This is a genomic window from Shinella sp. Sh6 (assembly GCF_055392685.1).
On the sequence record NZ_AP044007.1, the window covers coordinates 218,650 to 243,629 of the forward strand.

General features: G+C 67.7%; 25 protein-coding genes. 9 read left to right on the forward strand and 16 right to left on the reverse strand.

The window, feature by feature from the left end; all coding sequences use genetic code 11:
• Positions 1 to 13 precede the first annotated feature (13 nt).
• The 6 genes from ACZ5TO_RS23205 to ACZ5TO_RS23230 are packed head-to-tail and all read right to left on the reverse strand — an operon-like array spanning position 14 to position 4,739.
• On the reverse strand, positions 14 to 781 hold the full coding sequence (locus ACZ5TO_RS23205; RefSeq protein WP_464801029.1) for a LamB/YcsF family protein: 768 nt from the start codon (positions 779 to 781) through the stop codon (positions 14 to 16).
• A 15-nt stretch (positions 782 to 796) separates the two neighbouring features.
• A complete protein-coding gene (locus tag ACZ5TO_RS23210) occupies positions 797 to 1,786 on the reverse strand; it encodes a 5-oxoprolinase subunit C family protein (protein ID WP_464801030.1) in 990 nt (329 codons plus the stop codon).
• A complete protein-coding gene (gene pxpB / locus ACZ5TO_RS23215; RefSeq protein ID WP_464801031.1) occupies positions 1,783 to 2,493 on the reverse strand; it encodes a 5-oxoprolinase subunit PxpB in 711 nt (236 codons plus the stop codon). Before pxpB ends, ACZ5TO_RS23210 begins: the two co-directional genes overlap by 4 nt.
• The gene (locus ACZ5TO_RS23220; RefSeq protein WP_464801032.1) at positions 2,490 to 2,951 is read right to left on the reverse strand and encodes an acetyl-CoA carboxylase biotin carboxyl carrier protein; all 462 of its coding nucleotides are present in this window, start codon (positions 2,949 to 2,951) and stop codon (positions 2,490 to 2,492) included. Before ACZ5TO_RS23220 ends, pxpB begins: the two co-directional genes overlap by 4 nt.
• On the reverse strand, positions 2,938 to 4,305 hold the full coding sequence (locus ACZ5TO_RS23225) for an acetyl-CoA carboxylase biotin carboxylase subunit (protein ID WP_464801033.1): 1,368 nt from the start codon (positions 4,303 to 4,305) through the stop codon (positions 2,938 to 2,940). Before ACZ5TO_RS23225 ends, ACZ5TO_RS23220 begins: the two co-directional genes overlap by 14 nt.
• Positions 4,305 to 4,739, reverse strand: a complete 435-nt coding sequence (locus ACZ5TO_RS23230) for an acetyl-CoA carboxylase biotin carboxyl carrier protein (protein ID WP_464801034.1) — start codon at positions 4,737 to 4,739, stop codon at positions 4,305 to 4,307. The genes ACZ5TO_RS23225 and ACZ5TO_RS23230 overlap by 1 nt, the downstream gene beginning before the upstream one ends.
• A gap of 292 nt (positions 4,740 to 5,031) precedes the next feature.
• On the opposite strand from ACZ5TO_RS23230, the gene ACZ5TO_RS23235 reads away from it, so the two are divergent.
• The 9 genes from ACZ5TO_RS23235 to ACZ5TO_RS23275 all read left to right on the forward strand — a co-directional run bounded on the left by ACZ5TO_RS23235 (position 5,032) and on the right by ACZ5TO_RS23275 (position 14,748).
• Positions 5,032 to 5,535: an Lrp/AsnC family transcriptional regulator gene (locus ACZ5TO_RS23235; protein WP_464801035.1), complete on the forward strand. Its 504-nt coding sequence runs from the start codon at positions 5,032 to 5,034 to the stop codon at positions 5,533 to 5,535.
• Positions 5,536 to 5,538: 3 nt separating this feature from the next.
• On the forward strand, positions 5,539 to 7,083 hold the full coding sequence (locus ACZ5TO_RS23240; RefSeq protein ID WP_464801036.1) for a hydantoinase/oxoprolinase N-terminal domain-containing protein: 1,545 nt from the start codon (positions 5,539 to 5,541) through the stop codon (positions 7,081 to 7,083).
• Positions 7,080 to 8,201: a DUF917 domain-containing protein gene (locus tag ACZ5TO_RS23245; protein ID WP_184142503.1), complete on the forward strand. Its 1,122-nt coding sequence runs from the start codon at positions 7,080 to 7,082 to the stop codon at positions 8,199 to 8,201. The genes ACZ5TO_RS23240 and ACZ5TO_RS23245 overlap by 4 nt, the downstream gene beginning before the upstream one ends.
• Positions 8,202 to 8,237: 36 nt before the next feature.
• Positions 8,238 to 9,797 carry an ABC transporter substrate-binding protein gene (locus ACZ5TO_RS23250; protein ID WP_464801037.1) on the forward strand — a complete coding sequence of 520 codons (1,560 nt, stop codon included), beginning with the start codon at positions 8,238 to 8,240 and terminating at the stop codon, positions 9,795 to 9,797.
• Between the two features lie 317 nt (positions 9,798 to 10,114).
• Positions 10,115 to 11,137, forward strand: a complete 1,023-nt coding sequence (locus tag ACZ5TO_RS23255; RefSeq protein ID WP_464801038.1) for an ABC transporter permease — start codon at positions 10,115 to 10,117, stop codon at positions 11,135 to 11,137.
• Positions 11,134 to 11,973: an ABC transporter permease gene (locus tag ACZ5TO_RS23260; RefSeq protein ID WP_464801039.1), complete on the forward strand. Its 840-nt coding sequence runs from the start codon at positions 11,134 to 11,136 to the stop codon at positions 11,971 to 11,973. Before ACZ5TO_RS23255 ends, ACZ5TO_RS23260 begins: the two co-directional genes overlap by 4 nt.
• Positions 11,960 to 12,913 carry an ABC transporter ATP-binding protein gene (locus ACZ5TO_RS23265; RefSeq protein ID WP_464801040.1) on the forward strand — a complete coding sequence of 318 codons (954 nt, stop codon included), beginning with the start codon at positions 11,960 to 11,962 and terminating at the stop codon, positions 12,911 to 12,913. The genes ACZ5TO_RS23260 and ACZ5TO_RS23265 overlap by 14 nt, the downstream gene beginning before the upstream one ends.
• Positions 12,910 to 13,686, forward strand: a complete 777-nt coding sequence (locus tag ACZ5TO_RS23270) for an ABC transporter ATP-binding protein (RefSeq protein ID WP_464801041.1) — start codon at positions 12,910 to 12,912, stop codon at positions 13,684 to 13,686. Before ACZ5TO_RS23265 ends, ACZ5TO_RS23270 begins: the two co-directional genes overlap by 4 nt.
• An 87-nt stretch (positions 13,687 to 13,773) precedes the next feature.
• On the forward strand, positions 13,774 to 14,748 hold the full coding sequence (locus ACZ5TO_RS23275; protein ID WP_464801042.1) for a threonine ammonia-lyase: 975 nt from the start codon (positions 13,774 to 13,776) through the stop codon (positions 14,746 to 14,748).
• A gap of 12 nt (positions 14,749 to 14,760) precedes the next feature.
• On the opposite strand, the gene ACZ5TO_RS23280 is transcribed toward ACZ5TO_RS23275, so the two are convergent.
• From ACZ5TO_RS23280 to ACZ5TO_RS23325, 10 genes are all read right to left on the reverse strand, one after another.
• Positions 14,761 to 15,258 (reverse strand): RidA family protein, encoded by a 498-nt coding sequence (locus ACZ5TO_RS23280; protein WP_464801043.1) that lies wholly within the window; start codon positions 15,256 to 15,258, stop codon positions 14,761 to 14,763.
• A gap of 10 nt (positions 15,259 to 15,268) precedes the next feature.
• A complete protein-coding gene (locus ACZ5TO_RS23285) occupies positions 15,269 to 15,676 on the reverse strand; it encodes a c-type cytochrome (protein ID WP_464801044.1) in 408 nt (135 codons plus the stop codon).
• Positions 15,677 to 15,723: 47 nt separating this feature from the next.
• Positions 15,724 to 17,298, reverse strand: a complete 1,575-nt coding sequence (locus ACZ5TO_RS23290) for a flavin monoamine oxidase family protein (RefSeq protein WP_464801298.1) — start codon at positions 17,296 to 17,298, stop codon at positions 15,724 to 15,726.
• A 66-nt stretch (positions 17,299 to 17,364) separates the two neighbouring features.
• Complete coding sequence (locus ACZ5TO_RS23295) at positions 17,365 to 17,745, reverse strand: c-type cytochrome (protein WP_464801045.1); 381 nt, start codon at positions 17,743 to 17,745, stop codon at positions 17,365 to 17,367.
• Positions 17,746 to 17,980: 235 nt separating this feature from the next.
• Positions 17,981 to 18,862: a dihydrodipicolinate synthase family protein gene (locus ACZ5TO_RS23300; protein WP_464801046.1), complete on the reverse strand. Its 882-nt coding sequence runs from the start codon at positions 18,860 to 18,862 to the stop codon at positions 17,981 to 17,983.
• 25 nt (positions 18,863 to 18,887) lie between these two features.
• Positions 18,888 to 20,510: a dipeptide ABC transporter ATP-binding protein gene (locus tag ACZ5TO_RS23305; RefSeq protein ID WP_464801047.1), complete on the reverse strand. Its 1,623-nt coding sequence runs from the start codon at positions 20,508 to 20,510 to the stop codon at positions 18,888 to 18,890.
• Positions 20,503 to 21,423, reverse strand: coding sequence for an ABC transporter permease (locus ACZ5TO_RS23310; RefSeq protein ID WP_464801048.1), 921 nt, complete (start codon positions 21,421 to 21,423; stop codon positions 20,503 to 20,505). Before ACZ5TO_RS23310 ends, ACZ5TO_RS23305 begins: the two co-directional genes overlap by 8 nt.
• Before the next feature lie 10 nt (positions 21,424 to 21,433).
• Complete coding sequence (locus ACZ5TO_RS23315) at positions 21,434 to 22,348, reverse strand: ABC transporter permease (protein WP_184142535.1); 915 nt, start codon at positions 22,346 to 22,348, stop codon at positions 21,434 to 21,436.
• Between the two features lie 87 nt (positions 22,349 to 22,435).
• On the reverse strand, positions 22,436 to 23,935 hold the full coding sequence (locus ACZ5TO_RS23320; RefSeq protein ID WP_464801049.1) for an ABC transporter substrate-binding protein: 1,500 nt from the start codon (positions 23,933 to 23,935) through the stop codon (positions 22,436 to 22,438).
• A gap of 26 nt (positions 23,936 to 23,961) precedes the next feature.
• Positions 23,962 to 24,834 carry a DMT family transporter gene (locus tag ACZ5TO_RS23325; protein ID WP_464801050.1) on the reverse strand — a complete coding sequence of 291 codons (873 nt, stop codon included), beginning with the start codon at positions 24,832 to 24,834 and terminating at the stop codon, positions 23,962 to 23,964.
• Positions 24,835 to 24,980: the final 146 nt, after the last annotated feature.

The window sequence follows — 24,980 nt, forward strand, 5'->3', positions numbered from 1 at the left end:
ACGGAGAGGAAATTCATCGCAGGAGTTTCGAGACGGGCGTGACCGCGCCGCCGGCCGCCTCGATCTCGCTGCGCACGGTGCGGGCGAGGTCGAGCGAACCGGGCGTATCGCTGTGCACGAGGATGGAGCGGGCGCGCATGGGGATGACGGTGCCGTCGATGGCGGTCACGGTGCCGTCGAGGAGGAATTTTCGCACGCGGGCTCGCACCGAGGCCTCGTCCTTGACGAGCGCGCCCGGCTGGCCGCGCGGCACGAGCGCGCCCCTGGCGTCATAGGCGCGGTCGGCGAGGAAGAGCGTCAGCGTCTTCAGGCCGGCCTCGATGGCGGCGCGCTCGATGACGCTGCCGGCCGTGGCGAAGACGATGAGGCCGGGATCGACGGCGCGGATCGCCTCCATCATGGCCGCGGCGAGCGCCGGATCGCGGTTGACCATGTTGCCCATGGCCGCATGGAAGCTGAGATGGGAGACCATAGCACCCTCGGCTTTGGCGATGGCCGTCAGCGCGCCGAGCTGGTAAAGCATCTGCTGGCGCAGCTCGTCCGGCCCGAAGGGAAGTTCGCGGCGGCCGAAGCCCTGCCGGTCCGGCAGGCCGGGATGCGCGCCGATATCGACGCCCCTTGCCCTGGCGAGGCGCACCATGCGCACCATCGTGTCGGGATCGCCGGCATGGAAGCCGCAGGCGATGTTGGCGGAGGTGACGACGTCCATCATCGCCTCATCGTCGCAGAGCCTGTAGGGGCCGAAGCCCTCGCCCATGTCGGAATTGAGATCCACCTGCATGAAACGCTCCTCTTCTTACGCGAAGGCCGCAAGCGCCCCGGCGACCAGCCGGGCGGTGCGCCGCACGTCCTCGACATAGGCGGCAAGCGCCTTCTCGACGACCTTGGCCTCGCCGTGCGTTGCCGGCACGAAGCGCAGCAGCGAGCCGATGCGCGCCTGCCCGAGCCGCCACAGATCGGCCTCGATGACGCCGGCGATCTTGGGGTAGCCGCCCGCCGTGTTGGCATCGCTCATCTGCACGATGGGCTCGCCCGCCGGCGGCACCTGCACGACGCCCGGCACGACGCCGTGCGAGCGCATCTCCACCGTCTCCATCGGATGGATCGGATCGCCGCTCAGCCGATAGCCGGTGCGGTCGCTGCGCGCGGAAATCTTCCACGGCTGGGTCCAGAAACGCTCGGCATCGGCACCGAACAGGTCGTGCTCGCCGGCCGGCAGGGCGCGGATGACCAGCGCCCCGTCGGCGGAGGAAAAGACGTCCTTCAGGGCGATTGCCGGCGGCACGACGCCGAACCCGTCCTTCGGCAGGAAGAGCGGGGTGGCGGCACCCGTCGCAAGACGGTCGCCCGCCGCAAGCACCCGCCCGTCCAGCCCGCCGAAGCCGCCGCGCAGCGAGGTGCTGCGCGAACCCATGACCGGGGCGACATCCACGCCGCCGGCAAGGCTGACATAGGCGCGCGCATCCTTGAGCGGCGGGAAGAACTCCAGCACCTGCCCCGCCTCTGCCTCGGCGGCCCACCAGGGCGGCAGCTCGACGCCGTCGAGCTTCGCCCGGCAGTCCGCGCCGGTGACGGCGAAGGCCGAGCGCTCCGAAAAGCGCAGGCGGAAGGGGAAGGTCTGCACCTCGATGCCGGCGGCCTCCGGCCCGTTGCCGACGAGGATATTGCCGATGGTGAGCGCCAGCGGGTCCATCGCCCCGCAGCCCGTCACCCCGACATTGCGGTAGCCGGGGCGGCCGAGGTCCTGGATGGTGTTCAGCGGGCCGGTCGCGGCGATCTCGATCACAGCTCGATCCTTTCGGGGCGGAAACGCACGGTATCGCCGGGAGCCATCACGGCCGGGGCGGCGGCGAGCGGGTCGAACATCTGCAGCTCGGCAAAGCCGATGGAATTCCAGCCGTTCGGGCCCGTCAGAACGGCAACGCCCGTCTGCATGCCGCCGATGGTCACGCAGCCGCGCGCCATGTTGAGCGAGGGCACGGTCTTGCGCGGCATGTGGATGCGCGGATCGAGCCCGTGCAGGTAGCCGAAGCCCGGCGCGCTGCCGAGCGCGAAGACCCGGTAGGTGCCTTCATGGTGGATGCGCACCACCTCCCGGTCGGAAAGGCCCGACAGGTCGCAGAGCGCCGGCAGGTCGCTTGCGTGCTCGCCGCCATAGGTAACGGCGATCTCGATCTCGCGGCCGGCAAGGTCGACGCCCTGCGCACGGCGCCACTCTTCCTGCAGCAGATGGGTGATGCCCTCCGGCCCGTCCGGCGTCTCCTTCAGGATCACCAGGAGGTTCGTCATGCCCGGGACGATCTCGGCGATCTCCCCGCGCGCTTCCAGAGCATGGGAGAGCGCCCAGATGCGCCGCTGGTTCGGCAGGTCGAAGGCGCCGGGCGCCTCGACGAGGAAGGCGCGCGTGCCGATGGCGGAGATCTTCGCCAGCCCGTCCGTATCGGGAACGACGGCGGAGGGCGACGGGAAGGCCGCCGTTTGCAGGACGCTCATCGGGCAGCCTCCGTCAGCAGGATGGTATCGCCGTAGCCGACGAGATCGCCGGCCCGGGCCCGGACCTCGACAACCACGCCCGCCTCCCTCGCCCGCACCGGCAGGAGAACGGGGCCGACCTCGACGAAGCCGGCAAGAGCGCCCGCCGTGAGCGAAAGCCCCTCTTCGGCAAGCGGCCCGGCGGCGGCCGGATGCCTGTCATGGAAGATGCCGGCAAGCGGCGCCTTGACGGCATGGGCCTCGGGGCCGCCCGCCGGCTGTTCCGGTGCGGCTTCGGACAGTTTTGCGACGGGCCGGCCGGCGGCGAGCACGATCTTCAGCGCCCGGCCGTCCGCGGTGGTGATTTCCAGTTCGCGCGCGCCGGAGGCTTCCAGCCAGCCGGTGAGCGTGGAGATGAGGACCGGATCGGAGAAATCGCCGATCGCCTCTCCGCCTGTCGCGCGGTCACGCTTCGCCACGGGGTTCCTCCCTCAGACGCTTTTCGAGATGATGGATGTCGACGCAGCCGCGCACGAAATCGGGATCGGCGAAGATCCGTTCGTGCAGCGGAAGATTGGTGGCGATGCCCTCGATGCGCGTTTGCGCCAGCGCGACCTGCATGCGGCCGATCGCTTCGCCCCGCGTCGGGGCATGGACGATCAGCTTGGCGATCAGCGAGTCGTAATAGGGCGAGACGCGGTATCCGGCCGAGACATGGCTGTCGACGCGAATGCCCGGGCCTGCCGGAAAATGGACGTCGGTGATGAGGCCCGGCGAGGCGACGAAGGTGGCGGGGTCCTCCGCATTGATGCGGCACTCGAAGGCATGGCCCTGCGCCGTGCCGGCAAAGCGGCCCGTCCCCAGCACCTCCCCCTGCGCCACGCGCAACTGCTCGTGCACGAGGTCGACGCCGGCCGTCATTTCCGTGACGGGGTGCTCGACCTGAAGGCGCGTGTTCATCTCTATGAAATAGAACTCGCCGTTCTCGTAGAGGAACTCGAACGTGCCGACGCCGCGATAGCCGATCTGCCGGCAGGCCTCAGCGCAGCGCGCGCCGATCCGCTCGGCGAGCTCCGGCGCGATGCCGGGCGCGGGCGCCTCCTCCACCACCTTCTGGTGGCGGCGCTGCACGGAGCAGTCGCGGTGCCCGACCCAGACGGCATTGCCGTGATTGTCGCAAAGCACCTGGAATTCCACATGGCGCGGATGCTCCAGGAATTTCTCCATGTAGAGTTCCGGCTTGCCGAAGGCGCGGCGCGCCTCCTCGCGGGTGATGGCGATGGCATCGGCCACCTCGGCGCTCTCGCGCACGACGCGCATGCCGCGCCCGCCTCCACCGCCGGCCGCCTTGACGATGACCGGGTAGCCGATCTCCTCCGCGATGGCGCGCACCGCCCCGGCGTCTTCCGGCAGGGGCTCGCCCGGGCCCGGCACGCAGGGCACGCCCGCCGCCATCATCGCCCGTTTGGCGGCGATCTTGTCGCCCATGGTGCGGATCGCGGATGCCGGCGGACCGATGAAGACGAGGCCCGCCTCCTCCACCGCCTCGGCGAAATCGGCGTTCTCCGACAGGAACCCGTAGCCCGGATGCACCGCCTCTGCGCCCGTCACGCGCGCCGCCAGCAGGAGCGCCGCCTGGTTGAGGTAGCTGCGCCCCGGCGCCGAAGGCCCGATGGAAAGCGGACCGCCCGCGGCGGGCGATGGGTGCCCGGCCCGGTCTGCCTCGGAGGCGATGAGGACCGGCCGCAGCCCGAGTTCCAGGCAGGCGCGCTCGATGCGCACGGCGATCTCGCCGCGATTGGCGATCAGCACGGAGGTGAAGGGCGAGGCCATCAGCCGATCTCCGCCAGCGGGTCGCCGAAGCCGACTTCCTGCCCGTCCTCGAAGAAGAGGCGCTTGATCACGCCGGCAACGGGGGTCGACACCGTGGTGAAGACCTTCATCGCCTCGATAATGCAGAGCGCCTGCCCGGCCTCGACCCGGTCGCCGGTCGCAACCAGGGGTGCGGCACCGGGGCTCTGCGCACAATGCAGGACGCCGGACATGGCCGAGCGCACGATCCGGCCCTCCACCGCCTCATCCTCGCCGGCCGCCGCTGCCGCGACGGGCACCTGCGGCTCAGCGGCGACGGATGCGGGAGCACTGGTCGCCGCCTCGCGCGGGGGATTGCGGATGACGACCGTCGTGCCCGCCTCGCTGACCGTCAGTTCCGAGACGTGCGAGCGCCCGACGAAATCGAGAAGCGTCTTGATCTTTTGCAGATCCATGGTTTTCCCCAAGGGCATGAAGAAGCCGGCATGCGGCCTTCGCGGCCAAGCCTCCAGCTCGATTGGGAAAACCTTACACAGCATCCGGACCAATGGGGGCAGACAAACTTTGTATACCTTCCGCCCTCCCCTTTCGGCGCGCATCGATGTTGCCGTTTCGGTAACAATCTGCCGATCCGGCCATGTTTCGGAACATTCTTGACAATTTTAGCCTGATCTGGCTGAAATATTCTTGACATAATTCCGTTTCGGAAACTTACTGGCTCCATTGAGGCTGAAATGGAACCGCCGCATGAGCCAGCGCTACATCGTCGACGACCTGGACCGCGAGATCATCCGCTACCTGTCGGAGGACGGGCGCCTTTCGGCGGCCGAGATCGCCGGCCGGATCGGCAGCGTCTCGGAACGCACGATCCGCAACCGCATCGCAGGCCTGCTACAGGCGAAGATGATCGTGATCGGCGCCATTCCCGATCCCGTGGCGCTCGGGCGCGACGTGCAGGTGGAGCTTCTGATCGAGGTCGAGCCGGGCAAGCTGGAGGACGTCGCCATCCAGCTCGGCGAGTATGAGGAGATCGGCTATCTCGCCGCCACCAGCGGCACGGCGAACCTCAGCGCCTCGCTCTTCGTCGCCGACCATGCGGCGCTTCTCGAATTCATCGACCAGGAGCTGGGCAAGCTGCCCGGCGTCAGGCGCGTGACGAGCTCGGTGGTCCTCAGGCTCTACAAGGTATTCGGCACGAGGACGACCGCGATCAGCCGCGGCACGGACCTCGGCGGCAAGAAGAAAGGATGACCCATGCTTCGCATCGGGGTTGATGTGGGCGGAACCAACACGGACGCGGCGCTGCTGCGCGGCACGGAGGTTCTGGCGACGGTGAAGTCCTCGACCACGGCGGACGTGACCTCGGGCGTCGCTGCGGCCATCCGCACCGTGCTCGCCGAGGCGGGCGTTGCCGCCGGCTCGGTCGATGCCGTCATGATCGGCACCACGCATTTCCTCAATGCCGTCGTCGAAGGCCGGCATCTCGAAAAGGTCGGCATCCTGCGCCTGTGCGGCGCCTCGACCCGCTCGCTGCCGCCGATGATCGACTGGCCGGAGACGCTGCGTCCCATCGTGGACGGCGGCGCGGCGCTGGTCGGCGGCGGCGTCAACTACGACGGCTCGGAAATCGCCCCGCTCGACGGCGATGCGATCCGCACGGCCTGCCGCGACTGGCACGCGCGCGGCATCTCCGCCGTCGCCATCTGCTCCGTCTTCGCGCTGGTCGACCCGCGCATGGAGAACGAGGCAGCCGAGATCGTCGCGGAAGAAATGCCGGGCGTAGCGATCAGCCTGTCGCACCGCATCGGCCGCACGGGCCTCCTGCCGCGCGAGAGCGCGACGATCCTCAACGCCAGCCTCCACACGCTCGGCCGCGAGACCGTCGGCGCCTTCCGCTCGGCCTTCGCCGCGCTCGGCCTCGACTGCCCGCTCTACCTCACGCAGAACGACGGCACGCTGATGGCCGCCGAGTTCGCCGAGCGCTACCCGGTCTTCACCATCGCCTCCGGCCCGACCAACTCCATGCGGGGCGCCGCCTTCCTGACCGGGCTTTCCGATGCGGCCGTCATCGATATCGGCGGCACGACCACCGATATCGGCATGCTGGTCGCCGGCTTCCCGCGCACGCGCAGCGAAGGCGCGATGATCGGCGGCGTGCCGACGAACTTCCGCGTGCCGGACGTCTACTCCTTCGGCCTTGGCGGCGGCAGCATCGTGCGCCCCGGCGACAGGCCCACGGTCGGCCCGGATTCGGTCGGCTTCCGCCTGCCGGAAAAGGCGCTTTGCTTCGGCGGCGATACCCTGACGGCGACGGACATCGCCGTCGCTGCCGGCCTCGTCGACCTCGGCGACCGCGCCCGCCTTTCCCACATCACGCCCGAATTCGCCCGAAAGATGCTGGCGCAGATGAAGGCCAGCATCGAGACGGTGCTGGACCGCATGAAGCCGAGCGCGGAGCCGATCCCGGCCATCCTCGTCGGCGGCGGCTCGGTGCTCGTCGACGGGCTGCTGGAGGGCACCACCGTCTCGCTGAAGCCGGACCATTTCGGCTCGGCCAACGCCATCGGCGCGGCCATCGCGCAGGTCTCGGGCGAGGTGGACAGCGTCGTCTCGCTGGAAGGCACGACGCGCGAGATCGCGCTGGAATCCGTCGTCGCCGAGGCGCGCGCGCGCGCCGTCGAGGCGGGCGCCGCGGCCGAGACGGTCACGCTCGCCGAAATCGAGGAAACGCCGCTCGCCTACCTGCCCGGCAATGCCGTGCGCGTCGCGGCGAAGGTCATCGGGGAACTCAGGGCATGAAATACTGGACGCTCACCGAAGCGGATATCGACCGCATCGCCGTCGGCTGCGGCATTCTCGGCACCGGCGGCGGCGGCAGCACCTATCATGGCTCGCTGCGCGCCAAGGCGCTTTTGCGCGAGGGCAAGCGCATCCGCATGGTGCGCCCGGCCGACATGGACCCGGACGCGCAGATCATCGGCATCGGCGGCATCGGCGCGCCGACCGTCGGCATCGAGAAGATCGCCGAGGGCGCCGAGGGTGTGCGCCTCATGCGGGCGCTCGAGCATCACATGGGCCGCAAGGTCGATGCCCTGCTCGGCGACGAGGTGGGCGGCGGCAACGGCATCGCGCCGATGCTGACGGCGGCCATGGTCGACCTGCCGGTGGTGGATGCAGACGGCATGGGCCGCGCCTTCCCCGAAGTGCAGATGACGACCTTCTTCATCCACGGCCAGGCCGTGCAGCCGGCAGCGCTCGCCGATGCCGACGGCAACGTCCTGATCGTCACCGAGGCGACGACGCCGAAGATGCTGGAAAAGCTGCTGCGCGCCAGCACCATCGCCATGGGCTGCACGGCGCTGATGACAACGGCCCCCATGTCCGGCGATTTCGTGCGCCGCTTCGGCGTGCCGCACACGACGAGCCAGGCCTGGAGCCTCGGCAACGCCGTGCTGAACGCACGCGCCGCCAAGGAAGACCCGGTCGAGGCGATCCTGAAGCAGTCCGGCGGCGTCCGGCTGATGCGCGGCAAGGTCACCGACATCGCCCGGCGCATCGCCGCCGGCTTCAACCGCGGCACGCTGACCGTCGCCGGCCTCGACGAGGATGCCGGCCGCTCGATCGCCATCGAGATCCAGAACGAATATCTCATCGCGCGCGAGGGCGAGAGGATCATCACCATGGTGCCGGACCTCATCTGCATCGTGGATTCGGAGACCGGCCGCGCCATCGGCACGGAGGAGCTGCGCTACGGCCTGCGCATCGACGTGCTCTCCATGCCCGCGCCGGTGCTGCTGCGCAGCGAGATCGCGCTCGAATCCGTCGGCCCGCGGGCCTTCGGCTACGATTTCGACTTCGTGCCGATGGGCGTCTCCGCCGACGCGCCCGCCGTGCCGCAATACGAAGAAGACGCCTGACCGTCCGACCCCAGCCAACCTCCAAGGGAGACCGACATGAACCGCCGTAATTTCCTGAAGACGACTGCCCTCGCCGCGCTCGCGGCCACCACCGCACGCTGGAATTTCGCCATGGCGCAAGGCAGCGGCATCTTCACCCTCGCCTGCCCGACCAGCTTCCCCGACCTCGACCCGGCGACGTCCTTCTCCAATGACGGCGCGGTGCTCGCCAATGTCTACGAGAGCCTTGCCCGCTATATCCCGGCGACCGAGACGAGCGAAGCGAAGATCGAACCGCTGCTCGCCGCCTCCTGGGAGGTGAGCGAGGACGGCAAGACCTGGACCTTCACCCTGCGCGACGGCGTGAAGTTCCACGACGGCAGCCCGCTGACCTCGGAAGCCGTCAAGGGCTCCATCGAGCGCACGCGCAAGATCGGCGGCGGCGCCTCCTTCATCTGGGGGCCGGTCGCCTCCATCGAGACGCCCGAGCCGCTGAAGGTCGTCTTCACGCTCTCCGAGCCGCAGCCGCTCGACCTCATCGCCTCGGCGGGCTTTGCCGCCTGGATCTACGCCCCCTCCTCGCTCGACAAGGACAATGCCTGGTTCAACGCCGGCAACGACGCCGGCACCGGTCCGTTCAGGATCTCGCGCTACGAGCCCGGCCAGCGCGCCGTGCTGGAACGCGCGGAAGGCTACTGGGGCACGGTGCCGGAAGGCGCCTTCCAGACCGTTTCGTTCGAGATTGTCGAGGATGCGACGCTCGCCCAGAACATGATCGAGAGCGGCCAGGCCGACTGGACCTACAGCCTTCCTTACGAGAACCTGGAGGCGCTGAAATCCAATCCGGACCTCAACGTCGTGGTCAATCCCTCCTTCGAGACGCTGTTCGGCCTCTACAACGTCAAGCGCGCGCCGCTCGACAAGCCGAAGGTGCGCCAGGCGCTGTCGCTCGCCTTCCCCTATGACGACGTGATCGCCGCCGGCACCAGCGGCTTCGGCACGCGCGCCAAGGGCGTCGTGCCCGCCGGCATCTGGGGCCATGACGCCGACGCGCCGATCCCGAAGACGGACCTCGAGGCGGCCAAGGCGCTGCTCGCCGAGGAAGGCATCGAGCCGGGCCTCGAACTCACCATGACCTATTCCACCTCGCAGGCGCTCGAAGCCGTCGCCGGCGAACTCTGGAAGGCCAACCTCGAAACGCTCGGCATCACGCTGACGCTCCAGCCGATGGCCTGGGAAGCCCAGTGGCAGCTCGGCAAGTCCGACCCCAAGGCCGCGCAGGACATCTTCGTCATGTTCTGGTGGCCGACCTTCGTGACGCCCTACGACTATCTCTTCAACCTGTTCCACAGCGAGGAGAAGCCCAACTTCAACCTCGGCTACTATTCGAACCCCGAGGTCGATGCGAAGATCGACGAGGCGGCCAAGCTCTCCGGCACCGACCGCGCCCGCGCCGAGGCCCTCTTCATCGAGGCGCAGCGCACGATCATCGAGGATGCGGCGGCCATCTTCATGCTGGACCAGCCCAACATCCATGTGGTCCGCTCCGACGTGAAGGGCTACGCCGACAACCCGGCCTACGGCCACGTCGCCTTCGTCAACGAACTGAGCCGGTAACCGCCGATGACGCTCCCGCACCCCCCTCTGGCCTGCCGGCCGTCTCCCCCTCAAGGGGGGAGACCGGATGGGGGTGCGTCCCGCGTCGCCCATGGACTGAAGCCCCCTCCCCAACCCCTCCCCACAAGGGGGAGGGGCTTAACGCGCGGCACTCTCGGCATTCAAGGATCGAGGGAAAAGCGTGCTGCCAGCCCTTCTCCCCCCTTGTGGGGGAGATGCCGGCAGGCAGAGAGGGCCTTCATCTGCGATTTCAGGCCAGAAGGGGGTATTCTCCACGCTGACCGCGCATCCTTGTCTTGTCCAAGATCGGCCCGCTGATGGAACTTCTCCGCTACATTCTGCGCCGCATGATCCTCTCCGCCTTCGTGGTGGTGGGCGTGACCTTTCTGGTCTTCATCGTGGCGCAGGTGGTTCCCTCGGACCCGGCGGCCCTCTATGCCGGACCGCGCCCGACGGCCGAGCAGATCGAGAAGGCGCGGCAGGAACTCAATCTCGACGCGCCGCTGCCCGCGCGCTTCGCCACCTTCGCCGGGGCCATGGCGTCGGGCGATTTCGGCATCTCCTACAAGTCGCGCCGGCTGATCGCCGAGGACCTGCGGGCCTATCTTCCCGCAACGCTGGAGCTTGCGGTCTTCTCCACCGGCCTTGCGCTCCTCATCGGCATACCGCTCGGCGTCGTCGCGGCCGCGCGGCAGGGGCGGTGGCCGGACAGGCTGGGCAGCCTCGGCTCCATCGCCGCCGTCGCCATGCCGACCTTCTTCCTCGCCATGCTGCTGCAGCTCGTCTTCGCGCAATGGCTCGGCATCCTGCCGCTTTCCGGGCGCCTGTCGCGCGAGATTTCGATCGCCGATCCCCTGCCCGTCGTCACCAACTTCGCCATGATCGACGCGCTGCTTGCCGGGCGGCTGGACGCCTTCGTCGACGCGGTGAAGCACCTCATCCTGCCGGCGCTCACCCTCGCCTCCTATCCGGCCGGCGTCGCCATGCGGCTGACGCGCTCGGCGATGATCGAGATCCTCGAGCGCCGCCATGTGGTGGCCGCCCGCGCGCTCGGCCTTTCCGAGCCACGCATCCTCTTCGGCCACGCGCTGCCGAACGCCATGGGCCCGGCGCTGACGGTGATCGGCCTTTCCTTCGCCTATGCGCTGACCGGTGCGGTGCTGGTGGAGATCATCTTCGCCTGGCCGGGCCTCGGCCGCTACGTCTCCGAGGCGATCCTCGCCAAGGACTTCCCCGTCATCGCCGCCGTCACCATGGTGGTGACGATCTGCTATGTCGCGATGAACCTCATCATCGACATCGCCCAGGCGCTGGTCGACCCGCGGGTGGCGCTGTCATGACGAAACTCGTCCACCGCCTCGGCTGGCCCGGCACCCTCGCCCTCGGCATCGTCGTCCTCTTCGTCCTCGTCGCGGTCTTCGCGCCGTGGATCGCGCCCTATCCGGCGCAGGGCGCCGGCGCGCCGAACGTCATCGCCAAGCTCCGGCCGCCATCGGCGGACTACCTACTCGGCACGGACCATCTCGGCCGCGACATTCTCAGCCGCATCATCTACGGCACCCGCGTCTCGCTGACGAACGGCGTCCTCATCGTCGCCTTCTCGCTGCTCATCGGCCTGCCGGTCGGCCTTGCCGCCGGCTATTTCGGCGGATGGGTGGACGAGGCGCTGATGCGCGGCACGGACGTCTTCCTCGCCTTTCCCGCCCTGCTGCTCGCCGTGCTCATGGCCGCCGCGCTCGGCCCCGGCTTCCTCAACAGCATCATCGCCGTCGCCGTGACGTGGTGGCCCTGGTATGCCCGCCTTGCCCGCGCGGAAGTGCTGGTGCTGCGCGGACAGCCCTATGTGGAGGCGGCCCGCCTTGCCGGCGTCTCGCATCCGCGCATCATCCTGCGCCACATCCTGCCGGCGACGGGCCGGCCGCTCACCGTGCAGGCCGCGCTCGACGTCGGCCCGGCGCTTTTGACGGCCGCCGCCCTCTCCTTCCTCGGCCTCGGCGTGCTGCCGCCCACCGCCGACTGGGGCCAGATGGTCGATGCGGGCCGCAAATTCTTCCCGGCGCGCTGGTGGTATTCGGCCATGCCCGGCCTGACGATCTTCATCGTGGCGCTCGCCTTCTCGGTGCTGGGCGACGCGCTGCGCGAGCGCAAGGGAGGTGCCGCCCGTGCCTCTCATTGATATCCGCGACCTTTCCGTCTCCATCCCGACGCCGGACGGCGACGTGCATGCCGTGCGCTCGGTCAGCCTCGAGATCGAGCGCGGCGAGATCCACGGCGTCATCGGCGAATCGGGCTGCGGCAAGACCATGACCGGCATGGCGGTGCTCGGCCTCGTGCCGAAGGGCGCGCGCATTGCCGCCGAGCGCTTCCATTTCGACGGCGAGGACCTGCGCGAGAAGGCACAGAGCCTGCGCGGCCGGCGCATCGGCCTCATCTCGCAGGACCCCGCCGCCGCGCTCAACCCCGTTCTCTCCATCGCCCGGCAGATGGACGACGTGATCCGCGCCCACCGCGACCTTCCCCGCAAGGCGCGCCGCGCGGAGGCGGCCTCGCTCCTTGCCGCGACCGGCCTTCCCGACCCGGAACGGGTGCTGAAAAGCTACCCGCACCAGCTTTCCGGCGGCATGCAGCAGCGCGTCGTCATCGCGCAGGCGCTGGCGACCGGCGCCGATTTCCTCATCGCCGACGAGCCGACCACCGCGCTCGACGTCTCCGTCGGCGCGCAGGTGCTGGCGCTCCTGCGCCGGCTCGTCGCGGAACGCGGCCTTACCGTGCTGATGATCACCCACGACATGGACGTGATCGCCGAGGCCTGCGACCGGGCGACGGTGCTCTATGCCGGCCGCTCGGTGGAGACAGGCCCCGTCGAGGCGGTGCTGAACCGTCCCGGCCATCCCTATACGCGCGCGCTTCTTGCCGCCCTTCCCGATGCCGCGCCGCACGGCGCGCGGCTTGCCGCCATCGAGGGCTCCATTCCGCCGCCGCGCTCGACGATTGCCGGCTGCGCCTTCGCCCCGCGCTGCCCGCAGGCCATGCCGGTCTGCGCCGCCCTGCCGCCGCCGGAGCGCGTGCGCGGCGCCCATCGCTGGCTCTGCCACCTGCCGGAGGATGCGGCATGAGCGCAGCCCCGATGCTCGACATCGACAATCTCGTCATCCGCTACCGCGCCGGCCTCTTCGCCCCACGGCCGAAGCCGGCCGTCAACGGCGCGAGCTTCCGCCTCGCCAAAGGCGAGACGCTCGGCATCGTCGGGGAAAGCGGCTCGGGCAAGACCAGCCTGCTGCGCGCCATCCTGCGGCTGCTGCCGGTCGAAAGCGGCGCGATCCGTCTCGACGGCGAGGACTGGCTGGCACTGAAGGGCGATGCGCTGCGCCGCGCGCGCCAGAAGATCGGCGTCGTCTCGCAGAACCCGTTCCTGTCGCTGAGCCCGCGCCTCACCATCGCCGAGATCGTCGCCGAGCCCATGCTGGCGCAGGGCGAAAAGCAGGGGCCGGCGATGCGCGAGAAGATCGCCGGGCTTCTTGCCGATTGCGGCCTGCCGGCCGATTTCCTCGACCGCCGCGCACGCGAGCTTTCCGGCGGCCAGGCCCAGCGCGTCGCCATCGCCCGCGCGCTCTCGCTCGAACCCGGCCTGATGATCCTCGACGAGCCGACCTCCGCCCTCGACGTCTCCGTGCAGGCGCAGATCCTCAACCTCCTTGCCGACCTCAAGGAGAGCCGAGGCCTGTCGATGCTCTTCGTCACGCACAACCTGAAGGTCGTCGCGCATATCTCCGACACCCTCCTCGTCATGCGTCGCGGCGACGTCGTCGAATTCGGCCGGACGGAGGAGGTGATCCGCGCCCCCGCCGAGGCTTATACCCGCGAACTCCTGTCCTTCGGGCGCCGCTAGCCCGCTGTCACCGTGACAAGAATCGGCGTTCCCAAGCATGGGGCGCCCTTTTATGTATCGGTCGTCCCACCAGCCGAAAGTCCGCCCATGACCTCCATCGAAATGATCGTCGCCGCCCGTGCCCGCCTGCGCGGCGAGGCGCGCCGCACGCCGCTCCTGTCCTCGCCCTTCCTCGACGAGATGGCCGGGCGGCGGGTGCTGGTGAAGGCGGAATGCCTGCAGCATACGGGTTCGTTCAAATTCCGCGGCGGCTGGTCTGCCGTCTCCGGCCTTGCGCCGGAGGTCCGCAAACGCGGCGTGATCGCCTTCTCCTCGGGGAACCATGCGCAGGGCGTCGCGCTCGCGGCCCTTCGCCACGACGTTCCCTCCGTCATCGTCATGCCGTCCGATGCGCCCCGGCTGAAGATCGAGAACACCCGCGCCCTCGGCGCCGAGGTCGTCCTCTACGACCGCGCGAAGGAGGACCGCGACGCAATCGGCGCGCGGATCGCCGGGGAACGGGGCCTCACGCTCGTCAAACCCTTCGACGACGCCCTCGTCATCGCCGGCCAGGGGACGGTCGGGCTGGAGCTTGCCGAACAGGCGGAGGAGGAAGGCATCCAATCGGCGGAGGTGCTGGTGCCCTGCGGCGGCGGCGGGCTGAGCGCGGGCATTGCGCTCGCGCTCGAAGCCAGCGCACCAAGCCTGACGCTGCGCACCTGCGAGCCGGAAGGCTTCGACGACACGGCGCGCTCGCTGGCGGCCGGCGAGGTCGTGCGCAACGCGGCGCTGTCGGGCTCGATCTGCGACGCCATCGTCACGCCGGAGCCGGGCAAAATCACCTTCCCGATCCTGACGCGGCTTGCCGGCGCGGGCATCGCCGTCTTCGACGAAGAAGCCCTTCGCGCCATGGCGCTCGCCTTCAAGCGGCTGAAGATCGTCGTCGAGCCCGGCGGGGCGGTGGCGCTCGCCGCCGCGCTCTTCCACGGCAAGGCGCTGGAGAGCGACACGGTCATCGCCGTCGCCTCCGGCGGCAATGTCGATACGGATGTCTTCACGGCGGCGCTTCAGCGCTTCGGCTGAAGCGCGCTCTTCTCAGGGGCGCGCGGCGATGACCTCGATCTCCACGAGGAAGCCGGGGCCGGCAAGCCCCGCGACCTGGAAGACGGAGCGCGCGGGAAGGTTCGGCTGGTCCTTCGTGCCGAAGAACTGCGTATAGCCCTCCATGAAGCCCTTGAAGTCCATCTTGCCGTCCTTGCCGGGATCGCCGACGAGGAAGACCTGCATCTTCACCACGTCGCTCATCTTGAGGTCCATGCCGGCCAGCGTCTTCTCGATCGATTGCAGCGCGGAGACGGTCTGCGTCCTGGTATCGCCATAGGCCTCCACCGAACCCTTCGGCGCCTTCTCGTCGGCGACGGAGGCGAGCGCCCCGCTGACATAGACCGTCGTCATGCCGGCCGGGACCTCGACCGCCTGGGCGATGGGGAAATCCGAGCCCGGTATCTTGTGGCGCACCACCTCCGCGGCCGAGGCGCCGGCCGCGGCCATCGCCAGTGTCCCGAACACGATAGCGCCGGTCAGAAATTTCATGTCGATGCTCCTATCTTGCGTCCTTCACGTCCTCGGCCGTCGCTTCATCCTTGTAGTCGTTGCCGAAATGGGTGCGCACGTAGTTGACGACGGCCGCCACCTGCTCGTCCGACATCATCTCGCCGACGGGGGGCATGCCCTTCTGGCCGTGCAGGATGATGTAGATCGGGTAGCCGGCGGATTCGAGGTTCTCGTTCTTGGCGAGCGGCGGATACTTGCCCGCGCCGACCGCCCCCTCGCCTTCCGGCATGTGACAGGCCTGGCAGACATGGGTGTAGATATCCTCGCCCGTCTTCTGCGTGACCGTATCCGAGCGCGCAGGCGTCGCGCCGGCGGAATCGGCAAGCGCGGTCCCGGCGGAAAGGCCGGCGGCAAGGAGCGTTGCGAGCCCCAGCGTGTATTTTCTGTGATTGGACATGGCAGAATCCCTCACTGAATCCTCGAGGTCGATTGAACGGGCGCGCGTCATCCCTGCATCACCCGCTTGTGCAGGCGCTCGATGGCGTCGAGCGAGGACAGGATCGCCCCCTCCTGCCAGGCCGGGATGTAGGACGCGTGCTCGCCGGCAAGGACGATGCGCCCGTCGATCTGGCAGAGGTTGTCGTAGTGCTGCTTGCGGGCCTCCTCCGTCCAGTCGCCGGCGCAGCCGAGCGTGAACGGGGACCGGTGCCATGCCCAGGACACGCCGTTCTCGAACTCGTCCTTGTATTGCGGGTGGATGATCGTGCCCTGCTCGACGGCCGCCTTGACGCGGTCCTCCGGCTTCATCGCCGTGAAGGCATAGGAGGCCGGGCCGTTCCAGGTATAGCAGCCGAGGAGGACGCCCTTGCCGCCCCTGTTGTAGTCGGTGCTCGGGTAGGAGATGTTGGTGATCGGCAGGTCCGTATAGGTGACGCCGCCGAATATCAGCTCGTCCTCCTCCCAGAAGCGGCGCTTCATCTGGAGGCCCACCTTGACCGAGGACGCATAGGGCACCGCCCCGATGGCGGCCTTCATCTTGTCGGAGACCTGGATGTCGATCTGGCTGAGGATCGTCAGCGGAATGGTGCACACGCACCAGTCGGCGCTCTCCGTGCGGGTCTCGCCGGGCTTCTGCGCATCCTCGTAGGTCACGGTCACGCCCTTGTCGCCCTGTTCGATCTTCACCACCTTGGCGTTGAAGGTGATGAGGTCCTTGACCTCCTTGGCGAAGGCATCGCCGATCCGCCCCATGCCGCCGACCGGCTGGAACATGGTGGTCTGGAATTCGTAGAGCGCGAAATTGGCCAGCGAGCCCCACAGGCCCGACGAGAGCAGGTCGTTGAAGGCGAGCGGTTCGCCCGGCACCGGCTCGGCCCCGAGGCCGCCGCCGGGATCCTTCGCATAGCCGCGGAACTCGCCCGAGACAGCGCCCTTGGCGTAGCTGTAGTCCTTGTCGAGCGCGCCCCAGGAGCGAAGCGCCTCCAGGAGCATTTCCTGGTCTTCCTTGCCGACGCCCTCTTCCAGCTTGCCCTTCTGCACGACCTTGGCCAGAAGCTCGGAGACGTGGCCCTGGAAGTCGATCTTGACGTCGCGCACGCGCTGCGGCTTGCCGCCGAAGCCCTTGGTGGAATGCAGGAACGCATTGTGGTTGAGCTGCTGGAACGGCTCGAGCTGCACGCCGAGCCGGCGACAGTAGGCGAGCAGCCCGTTGTGGTGATAGGGAATGCGCCACGGGCCGGGATTGATGTAGAGCCCTTCGTCGAACTCGCATTTCTGCGTGAAGCCGCCGAGCTCCGTGACGGTGTCGCCGCCGCGGATGGTCCAGTTCCGCCCGCCCGCGCGGTTGTTGTATTCGAGGATCTTGACCTTGTAGCCGGCCTGGCGCATTTCCATCGCCGCCAGCATGCCGGCAAGCCCGGCGCCGAGGATGAGGACGGACGCGCCCTTGGGGTCGCCCTCCAGCTTCACCGGCCCCTTGTAGCCGGATTCGGCGGCAAGGCCCAAAGTGGTCATCGCCTGGTACATCGCGGCCGTGCCGGCCGTAAGCCCGATCATCTGCAAGAGCCTGCGCCGGCTCATCCCGATAAAGGGTTGCTCGTTCATCATCTCCCACCTCCTGATTTCATTGGGGCGCTGACGGGATTTCTATTGGGAAAACTGCTTCAGGTAGGCGATGACATTGGCGATGTCCTCGTCCTTCTTGAGCCCCGCGAAGGCCATCTTGGTCTTGGGAACGACATCCTTCGGCTTGCGAAGGTACTTGGTCAGCGTCTCGTCGTTCCAGACGAGGCCGTTCGCCCCCGCATCCTTCATCGCGGGGGAATAGCTGTAGTCGGCATGGGTGCCGGCCGTGCGCCCGATGACGCCCTTCAGCGAGGGACCGACCTTGTTGGTGTCCTCATCGGCGACGTGACAGGCTTTGCATTTGTTGAAGACTTGCTGGCCTTTCCCGGCATCCTGTGCCAGAGCGCCGGACCCGGCGGCGAAGACGAGCGTCATGGGAAGCAAAACGGCAAAAAATCGCATTTTTCCAATCCGCGGAACATGGTGTGTTGCATCTGCGCGCAAGCGCGAAAAGCGGATTCTCGACGCCTGCCAGAACTCTACATAGAGCGCTGCCGGGCGGATCAATACGATCGGGGAACTTTTTAAAACTTGATATTTATCCACCACTTAACAGGTGGCGGTGGAGCGGGAACGTGCCCGTTCCCGCCCGGGCGGGCACCCTTCGGCGCCCGTCATTCCGGCCGGAAAAGATAGCTCAGAGGAGGCCGTAGCGGCGGAGAATGCCGGCGATCTTCTCGTCCTGTTCCGCATTCGGCAGAAGGGCCGGCTGGCGGCTGGCGCCGACGGAGGAATCCTGCAGGTAGAGCGCGCGCTTGACCATCGCCGGGGCGAAGCCGAGGGCATAGAGATCCGTGCGGAAGGCGGCGAAGGTCGCCTGCTGCTTCTCCGCCTGCGCAATGTCGCCCGCGTTGTATGCCTTGAGGAGATCGGCGAGCACCTGCGGCATGGCGTTGCCGAGACCCGAGATGCAGCCGGCCGCGCCGTTCTGCAAGGCCCAGAGCACCAGATGGTCCGGGCCGGAATAGACCTCGAAGCCGTCCACCTCCTTCGCCACCTGGAGATAGGCTTCCAGCGTCTCCCTGGCGCCGCCGGAATCCTTGATGCCGGCAATGTTGCCATGGCCGGCGAGCCTGCGTGCGGTCTCCGGCTCGATGTGGTTCTGCGTGCGGGCCGGGATGTCATAGAGATAGACCGGCGTCGTCACCGCATCGGCGACCGTCGAGAAATGGCGGATGAGGCCGTCCTGCGTGCAGGCGATGAAGAAGGGGGTGATGACGGCGATGCCCGTCACGCCGATGCGGTCGAATTCGCGCGCCAGCTTCAGCGTCTCGAAGGTCGCGGGCATGCCGGCATTGACGATGACCCTGACGCGCCCGCCCACCTCGTCGACGACCTCCTCCGTCAGGCGCACCTTCTCCTCGAAGGTGAGTGCCGAGAAATCGCCGTTGGTGCCGGCGCACATGATGTTGTTGCCGGCCTCGACCTGGCGACGGACCTGCGCGCGGGTCGCCTGATAGTTGACGGTCTCGTCCTCGTTGAAGCAGGTGACGAGGGCGACGAAGGCTTGTTTGGTCATCGGTCTTCCTTTGGCTCGGGCGCGCTCAGGAGGCGGCGCGTTGAAGGCGGGCGGCGCGATGGGCGGCCTGGACGTCCGGATCGGGGTCGAGGCCGGCGGAAAGGAGCGCACGGGTGTACTCCTGCCGCGGCGTCTCGAAGACCGCGCGCACCGTGCCGAGTTCCACGATATTGCCCTTCTGCATGACCATCACATGGTCGGCGAAATCGCGCACCACCGGCAAGTCGTGGGCGATGAAGATGAAGGCGATGCCCATCTCGCGGCGCAGCTTGTCGAGCAGCTCGATCACCTGCGCCTGCACCGAGACGTCGAGCGCGGAGACCGCCTCGTCGCAGATGATGAGCTGCGGTTCGAGCGCGAGCGCCCGGGCGATGGCGATGCGCTGGCGCTGGCCGCCGGAGAACTGGTGCGGGTAGCGGCGCATGTGCTCCGGGCCGAGGCCCACCTGCACGAGGAGTTCGGCCACACGCTCGCGCCATTTCGCCTTGGGCAGGATATCCGGATGGATGACCCAGGCCTCGGAAATAAGCTGGAAGACCGTCATGCGCGGGTTGAGCGACTGGGTCGGGTCCTGGAAGACCATCTGGAGGTCGCGGCGCAGCTTGTAGAGCTCGGCCGGCGACAGGGTGAAGAGATCGCGCCCCTTCCAGTGCGCGGTGCCGGCGTCCGGCTCGTCGAGCCGCAGGAGGATGCGGGCGAGCGTCGACTTGCCCGACCCGCTCTCGCCGACGACCGCCATGGTCTCGCCGGGCATGAGGTCGAAGGAGACGCCCTTCAGCGCCTCGAAGGATCCGTAGGTCTTGCGCACGTCGCGCACGGAAAGGACCGGCTCGGCGCGGGCCGCGGGCTCGTGCATCTCGCCCTTGCCGGGCGCGGCGGCGATCAGCTTCTTCGTATAGGGATGCTGCGGGTTCTTGTAGACCTCGCGCACCGTGCCGGCCTCCACCAGCACGCCCTTCTCCATCACCACGACGCGGTCGGCGATCTCGGCGACGACGCCGAGGTCGTGCGTGATGATGAGGACGCCCATGCCCGTCTCTTCCTGCAATTCCTCCAGCAGGGCGAGGACTTCCGCCTGAACGGTCACGTCGAGCGCGGTGGTCGGCTCGTCGGCGATCAGGAGGTCCGGGCGCAGCGCCAGTGCCATGGCGATCATGACGCGCTGGCGCTGGCCGCCGGAAAATTCGTGCGGATACTTGCCGAGCGAGTTTTCCGGCTCGGGAATGCCGACGCGCGTCATGAGCCGCAGCGCCTCGGCCGCCGCGGTGGCGGCGTCCGCCCCGTGGGTGGTGAGCGCTTCGCGGATCTGCCAGCCGACCGTATAGACCGGATTGAGATGGCTGAGCGGATCCTGGAAGATCATGGCGATGCGCCGGCCGTTCACCGCGCGCCGCTCGTGCGGCGGCAACTTGAAGAGGTCGACGCCGTCGAGCAGGACCTCGCCCGACGTGATGCGCCCCGGCGGCATGTCGATGAGGTTCATGATCGCCGAGGAGGAGACGGACTTGCCCGAACCGCTCTCGCCGAGGATCGCCAGCGTCTCGCCGCGGTCGAGATGGTAGGAGATGTCGCGCACGGCATGGACCACGCCGCTGGCGGTGTGGAACTCGACCGAGAGGTTGCGCACTTCCAGGAGATGGTCAGCCATTCTTGCGGCCTTTCATTTCGAGACGCCAGCGCTGCACCGGATCGAGCGCGATGCGCAGCCAGTTCGAAAGCATGTTGAGCGACATGGTGGTGAGGATGATCGCAAGGCCCGGCCAGAAGGAGAGCCACCAGGCATTGGTGAGATACTGCCGGCCCTGCGAGATCATCAGGCCCCAGGTGATTTCCGGCGGCTGGATGCCGATGCCGAGGAAGGAGAGCGCGCTCTCGGCCAGCATCACATAGGCGAAGTCGAGCGTTGCGAGCGTCGTCAGCGTCGGCAGCACGACCGGCAGGATGTGCCGGAAGAGGATACGCCGGTCGGACGCGCCCATGACGCGGGCGGCCTGCACGAACATGCGCTCGCGGATTTCCAGCACCTCGGCCCGCGTCGTGCGCAGATAGACCGGGATGCGGGTGATCGCCAGCACCAGCATCAGGTTGAGGATCGACGAGCCGAGGATATAGAGCACGATCACGGCGATCAGCAGCGAGGGGAAGGACATGATGACGTCCGCCAGCCGCATGATCACCTGGTTGACGCGCGGCGAGGAAAAGCCGGCGACGAGCCCGAGCAAGGTGCCGACGGCGGCCGAGAGCGCCACCGCGCCGGCGGCGACCATCAGCGTGTTCTGCGTGGCGACGACGATGCGGGCGAGCAGCGGCCGGCCGAGCGCATCGGCGCCCATCCACCACACCCAGCCGCGCTCCCAGTCGAAGGGCGCGGCGTTGCGGCCGCGAAGGTTCTGCTTGGTCGCCAGCTCCCCGAGCCAGCTCGGCCCGACGATGGCGAGGATCACGATGAAGACGAGGAAGATCGCCGCGCAGAGCGCGAACTTGTCGGCAAGCAGCATGCGGACCATGCGGGTCGCAAAATTCGGCTCGTCGGCGACGATGGTATCGGTCTGAAGGGTCATTTCCGCCTCCTCAATGCCGGATGCGCGGATCGAGCAGCGCATAGGCGAGGTCGATCAGAAGGTTCATGAGGAAGATCGCCAGCGCCGTGACGAGGATTGCGGCGAGCACGACGTTGAAGTCGCGCTGGAGGATGGAATCGATCATCAGCTTGCCGACGCCCGGAAAGCCGAAGATCGTCTCGACGATCACCGCGCCGTTGAGGAGGCTCGCCGCCTGGTCGCCGATCACCGTGATGACCGGCAGCATGGCGTTGCGCAGCGCATGGACGAAGATGATCGAGCGTGATTTGACGCCCTTGGCCCGCGCCGTCTTCACATAGGCGGACGACAGCGCGCCGATCATCGAGCCGCGCACCACCTGCACGATGATGCCGAAGGGGCGGATGAACAGCACCGCGATCGGCAGGATCCAGTGCAGCAGCGAGCCGGTGCCCGAGGTCGGCAGCCAGGCGAGGTTCACGGAAAAGACGACGATTGCGACGATGGCGACCCAGAAATCGGGCACGGAGGCGCCGATCAGCGAGATGATCGAGGAGAGACGGTCGAAGAAGCCGCCGGCGCGAAAGGCGGCAAGCGAGCCGACGAGGATGGCCGCGCCCGTGACGAGGCTCATGGTGATGACGGCAAGCCAGAGCGTCCAGGTGAAGGCCTCCAGCACGACGTCCAGCGCCGGCCGCGCCTTGCGCAGCGATTCGCCGAGGTCGCCCGTCAGCACGTCGCCGACATAGTGGGCGAACTGCACCAGCAGCGGATCGTTCAGGCCGTGCAGTTCGCGGAACTGCTGCTTCATTTCCGCGGACGCCTCGACCGGAAGGAAGAGCGCGGCCGGATCGCCCGTCAGGCGGGACAGGAAGAAGACCATGACGATCAGCCCGACGAGGGAGATCAGACTGGCCACAGCGCGTTTTCGAACGAATTTCAGCATGGCGCCCTCGGATAAATCCGGCGGCGGGATCATCCCGCCGCCTTGATTGCTGTTGTGGCCGGCGAACGCAGGGTTCGCCAGAGGCATTTACTTGATCTTGATCTCCGAGAGCTGGAGCGTCCCGTTCGTCGCCATGGTGGGCGTGAAATCGAGGCGTTCGGAAACCCGCGAGAAGCCGACCATGTGGAACAGCAGCACATCGGCGACGACGTCGTCATGCAGGTAGGCGATGAGTTCCTTCCAGAGCTTGGCGCGTTCGTCGCCGACGGCAGCCGAGGCGCGCTTGATCAGGTCGTCGACCTTCGGATCGGAGAAGCCGGACTGCGTGCCTTCGGAGTCGTACTTGAAGAACATCGAGAACGACGGGTCGCCCTTGGAGTTGTCATGCATGGCGGCGACGAGGATCGGGCCGCGGCCTTCCTTGAAGGGCTTGGAGTAATACTGCTCGTGCTCGGCGACCTCGACGAACTTCAGGTCGATCTTGAAGCCGACGTCCTGGAGCTGCGCCTGGATGGCTTCCATGATCTCGGTGACGTTCGGGAAGTTGGCCGTGCGGGCGATGATGGTGATCGGCGTGTCGACCTTGACGCCGTCGGCCTTGGCTTCTTCCAGCAGCTTCTTGGCGCCGTCCGGATCGAACGGGAAGACCTTCACGTCCGGGTTCCAGCCGAGCGTCGGCGGCGGCACGATGGCGGTCGCCAGCAGCGCGCCCTCGGGCACCAGCGTGCCGAGGAAGGCCTGGCGGTCGATGGCAAGGTTCAGCGCACGGCGCACGCGCACGTCGTTCAGCGGCTCGATATTATGGTCGATGCGCAGGTAGACCGTCTCGCTGTCGAGGTAGGAGAAGTCGGTCGCCGGATTGGTGGCGTCGAGCTGCGAGATCGACGGGGAGAGGTCGGCCTCGCCGGTCTGCACCATGGCGGCGCGGACGGACGGATCGGCGCGGAAGAGATAGGTCGCTTCCGTCACTTCCGGCTTCTCGCCCCAGTAGTCGTCGCGGGCGGTGAGCACGATCTGCTGGCCCGGCGTCCATTCGGTCAGCTTGTAGGGGCCGGTGCCGACGGGCTCGCGCACGAATTCCATCGGCGTTTCCTCCGGAACGATCGTCAGCAGCGACATCAGCAGCGGCAGGATCGGCTGGACCGGATCGGCCTTGAAGTCGATCGTGTAGTCGTCGACGACGGTCGGCGTGATCGTCATGCCGCCGAAGTAGCGGCGCGACTCGCAAGAGTTCTTGTCGCTCATGATGCGGTTGAAGCTGTGCTCGACGTCCTTGGCGTCGAAGCCCGTGCCGTCGGAGAACTTGACGCCCTGGCGCAGGTGGAAGCGCCAGCTGCCGTCGGCGTTCTGCTCCCACTTCTCGGCAAGGCGCGGCATCAGGCCCTTGTCGCCGCGCACGTCGAGCTCGGTCATCGTCTCGCTGACATTCTGCATGATGACGCGGCCGATATTGGAGCGCGTCGCCATGCAGGGCTCGAGCAGGTCGGCCTCTTCCGGAAGCACGATCTTGATCGGGCCGGACCCGGCGAAGGCGGTCGAAAGGGTAGACCCCAGCATGAGGGCACCCAGGATGAGCATTTTTTTCACGGCATTTCCTCCCTAGTGAAAGTCGTTCAGGCAGATGTCGGTTTTCCCGATCGCGCGGCGATCAGTGCCGCGCAACAGATGAGCCCGCCGCCGCACAGCGTCGTCAGGGCAATGTTTTCGCCGAACAGCGCGAACCCGCCGAGCGCCACCAGAGGCAGGCGCAGGAAATCGACAGGGGCGACGATGGTGGCGGGGGCGAGCGAGAAGGCATGGGTCATCAGCCCCATGCAGGCGGCGCCGATGACGCCCTGCAGCGCGAGCAGCCCCATCTCCTTCGATCCGGGCATGGTCCAGAACGGAAGCGCGAAGAGGAGCGCGATGGGCACGGTCAAAAGGAGGTTCCAGACGACGAGCGTTCCGGTCGCATCCCCCTTCGACATGGATTTGAGGATGAGCTGGATGGCCGACTGGAGCACCGCGCCCGCAAGCGCAAGAAGAATGGCGAGGCTGAAGCCGGTGCCGGACGGCCCGATGACGAAGAGCGCGCCGACGAAGCCGATGGCGACCGCGCCGATCATCGCCGGGCCGGGCCGTTCGCCGAGCGTCAGTGCGGCGCCGAGCACAAGGAAGACCGGCGAGGTGAAGGCGATGGCCGTGACGTCGGCAAGCGGACCCCAGCTGAAGGCGGCGAAGAAGGCGACCATGGCGAGAAGCTTGAAGCCGGCGCGCACCGCATGCTGGCGCAGGGGATGGACCGAGCGCAGCACCGAGGGGCGCAGGGCGATCCACGGAAGAAGCACGACGGCGCCGAAGAAGGCCCGGAAGAAACCGATGACGAACGGATGCACCGCACCGTCGAGGGCGCGCACGATCACCGCATCGCTCGCCGCCAGGATGGCGGCGCCGACGGCAAAGATGACGGCCGCCCTGGCCTTCGGGGGGTTGCCGGCTACCGGCATGGAATCCTCCTTCCCGGCGTCCTCCCGCCGGCTTGACCAGACCATCTCCTTTTCGAACAAGTTTGTCAATTTGTTTCGCAATGTAAAATCGTACGTTTTAAAACCATAAAAATTATTCGTTTTAAATCAATTATTTATGTCAACAT